Source organism: Pseudactinotalea sp. (assembly GCF_048594945.1).
Taxonomy (GTDB): Bacteria; Actinomycetota; Actinomycetes; order Actinomycetales; family Beutenbergiaceae; genus Pseudactinotalea.
Genome location: NZ_JBMDXJ010000081.1, coordinates 1 through 7,155, shown reverse-complemented (window position 1 = coordinate 7,155; position 7,155 = coordinate 1). Strand labels below are relative to the sequence as shown.

Sequence of the window (7,155 nt, the reverse complement as noted above, 5' to 3'; positions counted from 1 at the left end):
GGTACGCGGAGGAACTCAACACGCAGACGCAGGCTCTGATGGGCGGCACGGCGGCGAGCTCCGTCTCCGGTGCCATGGACGACTGGTTCGCGGCGAACGCAGGCTGAGGACGCGTGGGCGTGGGTTCGAGCGACCCGCGCCCACGCCTCGACCAGAGGACGAGGAGATGACAGCGACCGTGACCGCGCCATCGCGGACCGAGAGCAGCACGACAGGACCGCCGGTGCGCGCTCCGCGCCGCAGAGGTCTGCGCTCGCGACTGCCCGACCTGGTGATGGCCGGGCCGGCCGTCGTGGTGTTCGTGCTGATGTTCATCATCCCGATGATCCTGGCGTTCGTGCTCAGCCTGACCGATTGGAACGGGTACAGCCTCAAGTTCACCTTCATCGGGCTGGAGAACTACCAGTTCGCGTTCCGCAACCCGCGCACGGTCGACGCGGCGATCTTCACGGCGATCGTCGCCGTGGCGGGCACGGTGGCCTGCAATGTCGTCGGGCTCGCGGTCGCGGTGCTGATCGCCGCACCGGGCCGCGCCAACACCGTGTTGCGCACGATCTTCTTCTACCCGTACATCATCAGCTCGCTGATCATCGGCTTCCTGTGGTCGGCGATGCTGCAGCCGAACGGTGTGGTCAACTCGCTGCTGGGGCACGTCGGGATCGGTCCGTTGCCGTTCCTCATCGACCCGACGTGGGCGAAGGGGAGCATCATCGCGACCATCCTGTGGTCGAGCTTCGGCTTCAACATGATCTTGTTCATCGCCGGCATCAAGTCCGTGCCGGCCGAGTACTACGAGGCGGCAACCGTGGATGGCGCCTCACGGTGGCAGCAGTTCCGTGCGATCACGGTCCCGCTGATCGCCCCCGTCCTCACCGTGAACCTCGTGCTCACCCTCGTGGGCCTGCTGAAGGTCTATGACGTCGTGCTCGCGCTGACCGACGGCGGTCCGGCGGCGTCGACCCAGACGATCGTCTACCAGATCCTCAAGGACTCGTTCGCGCGCTCGGCCCTCGGCCTCGGTGCCGCGCAGTCGGTGGTGCTGCTGATCGTGACGGCGATCCTGGGCCTGGGCGTCACGCTCGCCCGTCGTGGCGCTGAGAAGAAGGTCGCAGCATGAGCGCCGCTCGTACCCGCGCCTGGCTCCCCGGATCGGTGCTCAAGTGGGCGATCCTGGCCGCGATCGCGCTCGTGATGCTGATTCCGATGTACATCTTGGTGATCAGCGCCTTCAAGCCGCAGGCCGAGATCATCGGCCAGCCCCTGCTCATCGACCCCGCGACCTTCACGATCGAGTACCTGCAACGTGCGTTGACCAGCGAGAAGTTCAACGTCGTCCGCGCCTACGGCGTCACGTTGTCGTTCGTGCTGCTGGTGAACGCCTTCGGCATCGCGCTCGCGTCGCCGGTGGCGTACGTGATCGCCCGCGGCCGCAAGAAGTGGCACATGGGCCTGCTGCTGCTGTTCGTATCCGGGCTCTTCATCCCCGGTCAGGTCACGCTGATCCCGGTGGTGTTCGTGCTCCGCATGCTCGGGCTGATCAATACCGTGCCGGGCTTCATCTTGTTCGAGACGGCGGCGACGTTGCCGGTCACGATCTTCCTGTTCAGCGCGTACCTACGGACCGTGCCGCGTGACATCGACGAAGCGGCGGCGCTTGACGGCGCCGGCCAGATCCGCGCGTTCTGGGCCTGCATCTTCCCGATTATGAAGCCGGTGGTCGCCACGATCGTGGTCCTCAACTCGATCAGCGTCTGGAACGACTTCGTGTCACCGCAGATCATCCTGGGACCCAGCTCCGGCATCTACACGGTGACCACCGGGGTCTACGCCGCTGTGGGCCAGTACTCCACGGACTACACGGTGGTGTTCCCGACGCTGCTGCTCGCGATCCTGCCGGCTGTGATCTTCTTCGTCTTCATGCAGCGCCACATCATCGGTGGCCTGGTCGCCGGAGCGACGAAAGGATGAGCGTGCTGATCCAGACCGAGGCGATGCGCGAGATCCCCGCGTGGGCCGTGCTGCAGCGCCGGCTGTTCGACTCGATCGAGATGGCGTGGCGCCAGTTCTCCGAGCGCTACGCCGAGCCGGACGGTCGGCTGCGATACCGCGGCCGATTCGAGGATCGAGACGGCGTCGACGATCTGTACGAGCCGTTCTTCAACTGGCCGGCCTTCTACTCTCTCGGTGGCAGCGACGACATCCTCGCGGCAGCCAAACACCACTGGTCTGGTGTGACGGCACAGCTCACCGAGGCCGGCATGCTGACCGATGACTACGAGAACGGCTACGACTGGTTCCACCAGGGGGAGTCGCTCGTGCTGTTCTACGGCCTCTGTGCGGCGGATCCGGCCGACCCCGCCTTCGCCGATCGGGCCGCTCGGTTCGCCGAGCTGTATACGGACCCCGCGCACGGTAACTACGACCCGGCGCACAACATCATCCGGGCGCCCCACAACGGCGCGCGCGGCGCGTTGGAGGGCCTCGGACCCGCCTGGCGGGCCTACTCGGCCGACCTGGTGGAGATGGAGCCCTATGGGTTGCCGATCCATGGCCTTCCTGGCATCGAGCGCTGGGAGGACCTGCGCTCACGCCACAATGCCGAGGCGATGGGGTTGGCGCTGCACCATCGCGCCCAGGGCGACACGGCGGTCAACCTCGCGGCCACCTCGTTGGTCGCGAACCGGTGGCTGTACGACGGCGACGCGGTTGCGTCGACGTGGATCTCGCGCTACGTCGAGGGCTGGCACGCGCGAGCACGTCTCAACGGCGGACTGATCCCGGACAACGTGGCCCCCGATGGCGCTGTCGGCGGACTTCACGACGGCCGCTGGTTCGGCGGGCACTACGGCTGGACGTGGCCACACGGCCTGCACTCGGTGGCGTCGGCGACGATGATCGCCGGTCTGAACGCCTCGCTCGTCAACGGTGACGACACCTTCCTCGACGTCACCCGCACCGTGCTGGACACCGTGCTGGAGCACGCCATCACCGCGGTGCCCGAGCAGACCCCTTTCAGCCTGAGCCAGTTCTGGCGGGCACGCTATGGCGAGGGGTTCGGCCAGCCGGCACTCCTGGTACCGCACCGCCACGGTGCCGACGGGTGGTTCGACTACGGACCGATGCAGCTCGAGTTCCCGCTGTGGCTGTGGTGGTGGACGCGAGAGGACGCGGACCGCGACCGCCTCGACCGTGTGCTGGCGGGGATGCCGGCGCCGGCGTGGGACGTGCAGCCGTTCCGGGACAAGATGGAGTCCGGCCACGACGCGCCGTGGCTCGCGTTCCTGAACGGGGACAACCCGGACTATCCGGTGCAGGCGCTGTCGATGGCGCTGGGCCAGGTGGCGCGGCGGGTGGCGGTGATGGAGACGGAGCGACCCGACCCCGGCACCCTGCACCTGCACTACTGGCAGCGGGTCAATCCAGTCGTCACCGAGATCCTGTCGCAGCTCATCACCGGCACCCCGCAGACGCTCTACAACGGCGGACTCCCGTTCGCCGCGCTGCGGTACGAGGATCTCGACCGGGGTCGCGCCGGCCTGCCCCAGGACGTGGCGGCGCTCGTGACCTCGCTCGAGCGCGGGCGTATCGACGTGGAGCTCGTCAACCTCTCCGCCACCCGGACCCGCCGAGTGCTGGTGCAGGCGAGCCGCTTCGACGAGCACAGCGTGCATCACGTCGTCAGCCATGGAGAGGTCGACGGCGATTTTCCCGGCGCCTCGACCGCCGAGACATCGCGGCCGGGTGAGCCGACCACGGCGGAGGCCGATGTGGACGGCGCGGTGCGCGTGAGCCTGCCGCCTACACACCGCACCCGGCTCACGCTCATGACCAGTTCCAGCACCGAACGACCGCACCATCAGGCAGCGGGCGCGCGCGCCGTCGCTGCGACCACGACCGAACAGGGGAACCGATGACCGACATCGCCACCGCGTTGCCACGCCCGCAGATCGAGCTGCCGGTTCGGGGCGAGCCGTACCAGCGGCCCGGCCCGGATGTGAGGGCGGCGCTCGCGCCGGTGTCCTCGGCCACGGCCTGCGCGACGCTGCACTCGATGGGGATCAGGAGGTCGTTCGTCGCTGGACCGCGGCCGCTCAGCCCGGGCCAGCGCGTGGTGGGATCGGCGATCACGCTGCAGTTCATGCCGCAGCGCGAAGACCTCGCCTCCGGCGCCGAGCAGGAATATGCGGAGCGGCACACCGCGCTGTGGAAGGTGCTGGAGGCTGTGCAGCCCGGTGATGTGCTCGTGGTGCAGGCCTACGGCAGCGCGTACTCCGGCTGCATCGGCGACATTCTCGCTCGGTACCTGAAGCGCAAGGGCGGTATCGGCATCGTCGTCGACGGCTGCATTCGAGACTCCGGCCGCATCCGCGAGCTCGGGCTGCCCGTGTGGAGCACGGGCGTGACGCCGCATTACGCCTCGCAGTCCGACTTGTTCCCCTGGGCATACGACGTGCCTGTTGCCGTCGGGGGAGCGCTGTGCCTGCCGGGTGACGTGGTCATCGCTGATGATGACGGCCCCGTGATCGTGCCGCAGGCAGCTGCGGGTGAGGTCGCCGCGTCCGCGCGTGACCACGAGGAGTGGGAGGTCTTCAGCCGGCACCGTCTCGACGAGGGTGCCCGGCTGAGCGACTACTACCCCCTGACATCGGACAGCCGCGAGGAGTACGAGGCATGGCGTTCCGTGCAGCCCTGAGGCCGGTTGCCGCGCCCGACGTCGAGGCGACCTGCGGGCTGGGGTGCGCGCCGATCGGGAACCTGTATACCGCCGTCGCTGAGGAAGACGCCGACGCCACGATCGCGGCCGCCCTCCAGCACGGGATCCGCTTCTTCGATACCGCCCCGCACTACGGTGCCGGCCTGAGCGAGCGGCGCCTGGGGCGCGCGCTCGCGGGCATCCCACGTGACGACGTGGTCATCGCGACCAAGGTCGGGCGGCAGGTCGTCGACACCGGCGGCGACGTCGTCGGAATGGGACACGTCGGCGCTGACACGGTGCCCGACGTCAGCCGTGACGGCGTGCTGCGGAGCCTGGAGAGCAGCCTCGCGCGCCTCGGCACCGATCGGATCGACCTGCTCTACCTGCACGACCCGCCCGATGTCGACGAGGCGCTGCGCTCGACCATCCCGGCACTGCAGGGGCTGAAGAGCGAAGGCGTGGTGCGAGCGATCGGCGTCGGGATGGTCTGGACCGATCCGCTCACGCGATTCGTGCGCGAGGCGGCGATCGACGTCGTCATGGAAGCAGGGCGCCTGACGCTGCTCGACCGGCGCGCCGACGAGACGCTGCTGCCGGCGGCGCTCGAGGGCGGCGTCGGGGTGATCGCCGCGGGCGTGCTGAACTCCGGCGTGCTGGCCGATCCCGACAGCGATCCGCACTTCGACTACTACCCGGCCTCCGCTCCGGTCGTGGCGCGAGCGCGCGCGATGCGGGACCTCTGCCGAGCCGAGGGCATCGAACTGCGACACGCCGCGGCGCGGTATCCGTTGCGCCGCGACGGCGTGGAGGCCGTGGTGCTCGGTGCGCGCACAGCCGCCGAGGTGCAGGACTGGGTCCGTGGGCTCGCCGTACCGATCCCCGAAACCTTGTGGCAGCGGCTGGACGCGGGCGGCGGATGAGGTTCGTCGACGCCCATCTGCACCTGTGGGACGTCACCCGCGTGCCGCTGTCATGGTTCCGTGAGGGCCAGGGGCTGCCGGCGCGCGCCGATGTGGACGCGTTGCTGCTCGAGCTCGACGGCGACGATGCCGCCCGCCCCGAGGCGGCCGTCGTCGTGCAGGCGGCTGACACGCTCGAGGAGCTCAGCTGGCTGCTCGCGATCGCCGACCGGAACCCGATGGTGGCAGCCGTGGTCGCCCAGTACGAGCCGCGCACAGGATCGTGGGCAGGAACCGTGCGGGACCTTCTCGGGCACCCACGTCTCGCGGGTATCCGGCTCGCGGTGCCGACACGTGCCGCTGACCTCAGCGATGTGCCCGGGGTAGGCGCCCTTGCGGCCGGACTGGCCAGTGCCGGGTCCGTGCTCGAGGTGCTGATCCGGCCCGAACAGCTGCCGGCGGTCGCCGCGCTTGCGGACTCTCATCCCGACCTGAACATCGCCGTCTGCCATCTCGGCCTCGGTCCCGCGGCGCCCACCGACCGCTGGCGCGCGGGGCTGTGCGCGCTGGAGCCGCATCATCGCGTCGTCGCGAAGGTCTCGGGTCTGCACGGGCCTGGAGATGACCGTGCCCGCGTCCGTGCGGTCGTGAGCGACGCCGTCGAGATCCTCGGGATCGACAGACTGATGTTCGGCAGCGACTGGCCCATCTCCACCCGGGTGTGCGGGTATCACCAGACGCTTGCGCGCACGGCGGCAGCGCTGCCTGCGCTCTCGGAGCGCGAGGCGGACTCGTTCTGGCGGGGTCTCGCGACTCGGCTCTACATGTCCTGAGCGCTGTCGGCCGGCTCGAGGAGAGTGCCGGCGGCGTGTCGCGAGAACAGCTCGGCTGCGGCATCGGGGTCGTCCGCCTGAGCCACCTGGAGCAGGCTCCAGTGCCAATCGGCCACCTCGTGCCAGTCGCCCTCGAAATCGGGATCGCCCAGAACGTGCATGGCCCGCAGGCTCGGCTCGATGATGTCCCACATGCGTGGCAGGTACGGATTGCCGCTGGCCTCGATGATCGTGCGGTGGAACGTGAAGTCGAGCTCGCGGAACGTGCTGAGGTTCCGCTCGGTGGCGGCCGAGTGCATCTCCTCGATCAGTCCATCCAGTCGAGCGCGCATCGGCTCCGACAGCCGGCCGCACACCAGCCGGCCAGCGAGCGATTCCAGTGCCGTGCGTGCCACGCGTGCCTGGTGCACCTCGTCCTCGGAGTACTCCGCCACGAAGTTGCCGCGGTTGCGCTCATGCGTGACCAGGCCCTCGTGCGCGAGGCGCTTGAGCGCGTCCCGCACAGGAGCCTGGCTGACCTTCCACTCGCGGGCCAGCTGCGACTCCACCAGCTGCTGACCAGGGACGAGGGTGGAGTCCTTGATCATGTTCTTGATGAGCGAGTAGATCTGGTCGGAGAGCAGCCCACGCGCCAGGCCCTGCGTCGTCGGCTCGGTCATGCTCGCATCCTACGCGTTATCGCTAATCGCTAATGAGCGATCCGAGCCGAGTGGTCTCGGCTCGGAGC

At 69.0% G+C, this 7,155-nt stretch carries 7 protein-coding genes; 6 read left to right on the top strand and 1 reads right to left on the bottom strand.

Features of this window, described 5'->3' with window-relative positions; genetic code table 11:
* Positions 1 to 166: 166 nt before the first annotated feature.
* Genes ACOJSN_RS03650 through ACOJSN_RS03625 form a run of 6 tightly spaced genes read left to right on the top strand, consistent with a single transcriptional unit; the run spans position 167 to position 6,428 of the window.
* On the top strand, positions 167 to 1,117 hold the full coding sequence (locus ACOJSN_RS03650) for a carbohydrate ABC transporter permease (protein WP_420111151.1): 951 nt from the start codon (positions 167 to 169) through the stop codon (positions 1,115 to 1,117).
* Positions 1,114 to 1,968, top strand: coding sequence for a carbohydrate ABC transporter permease (locus ACOJSN_RS03645; RefSeq protein ID WP_420111150.1), 855 nt, complete (start codon positions 1,114 to 1,116; stop codon positions 1,966 to 1,968). The genes ACOJSN_RS03650 and ACOJSN_RS03645 overlap by 4 nt, the downstream gene beginning before the upstream one ends.
* Entirely contained in the window at positions 1,965 to 3,914 is a 1,950-nt protein-coding gene (locus tag ACOJSN_RS03640; protein WP_420111149.1) for a hypothetical protein, read from the top strand. Before ACOJSN_RS03645 ends, ACOJSN_RS03640 begins: the two co-directional genes overlap by 4 nt.
* Positions 3,911 to 4,693 carry a ribonuclease activity regulator RraA gene (locus tag ACOJSN_RS03635; protein ID WP_420111148.1) on the top strand — a complete coding sequence of 261 codons (783 nt, stop codon included), beginning with the start codon at positions 3,911 to 3,913 and terminating at the stop codon, positions 4,691 to 4,693. Before ACOJSN_RS03640 ends, ACOJSN_RS03635 begins: the two co-directional genes overlap by 4 nt.
* Positions 4,672 to 5,616 (top strand): aldo/keto reductase, encoded by a 945-nt coding sequence (locus ACOJSN_RS03630; protein ID WP_420111147.1) that lies wholly within the window; start codon positions 4,672 to 4,674, stop codon positions 5,614 to 5,616. The genes ACOJSN_RS03635 and ACOJSN_RS03630 overlap by 22 nt, the downstream gene beginning before the upstream one ends.
* On the top strand, positions 5,613 to 6,428 hold the full coding sequence (locus ACOJSN_RS03625) for an amidohydrolase family protein (protein ID WP_420111146.1): 816 nt from the start codon (positions 5,613 to 5,615) through the stop codon (positions 6,426 to 6,428). Before ACOJSN_RS03630 ends, ACOJSN_RS03625 begins: the two co-directional genes overlap by 4 nt.
* On the opposite strand, the gene ACOJSN_RS03620 is transcribed toward ACOJSN_RS03625, so the two are convergent.
* Positions 6,416 to 7,087, bottom strand: coding sequence for a GntR family transcriptional regulator (locus ACOJSN_RS03620; protein WP_420111145.1), 672 nt, complete (start codon positions 7,085 to 7,087; stop codon positions 6,416 to 6,418). The two genes, ACOJSN_RS03625 and ACOJSN_RS03620, sit on opposite strands and share 13 nt — an antisense overlap.
* Positions 7,088 to 7,155: the final 68 nt, after the last annotated feature.

What these genes read in the sequence shown, in the direction of transcription:
- ACOJSN_RS03630 (WP_420111147.1), top strand. Translation starts at nt 4,672, where the DNA reads ATGGCGTTCCGTGCAGCCCTGAGGCCGGTTGCCGCGCCCGACGTCGAG.
- ACOJSN_RS03640 (WP_420111149.1), top strand. Translation starts at nt 1,965, where the DNA reads ATGAGCGTGCTGATCCAGACCGAGGCGATGCGCGAGATCCCCGCGTGG.
- ACOJSN_RS03645 (WP_420111150.1), top strand. Translation starts at nt 1,114, where the DNA reads ATGAGCGCCGCTCGTACCCGCGCCTGGCTCCCCGGATCGGTGCTCAAG.
- ACOJSN_RS03635 (WP_420111148.1), top strand. Translation starts at nt 3,911, where the DNA reads ATGACCGACATCGCCACCGCGTTGCCACGCCCGCAGATCGAGCTGCCG.
- ACOJSN_RS03625 (WP_420111146.1), top strand. Translation starts at nt 5,613, where the DNA reads ATGAGGTTCGTCGACGCCCATCTGCACCTGTGGGACGTCACCCGCGTG.
- ACOJSN_RS03650 (WP_420111151.1), top strand. Translation starts at nt 167, where the DNA reads ATGACAGCGACCGTGACCGCGCCATCGCGGACCGAGAGCAGCACGACA.
- ACOJSN_RS03620 (WP_420111145.1), bottom strand. Translation starts at nt 7,087, where the DNA reads ATGACCGAGCCGACGACGCAGGGCCTGGCGCGTGGGCTGCTCTCCGAC.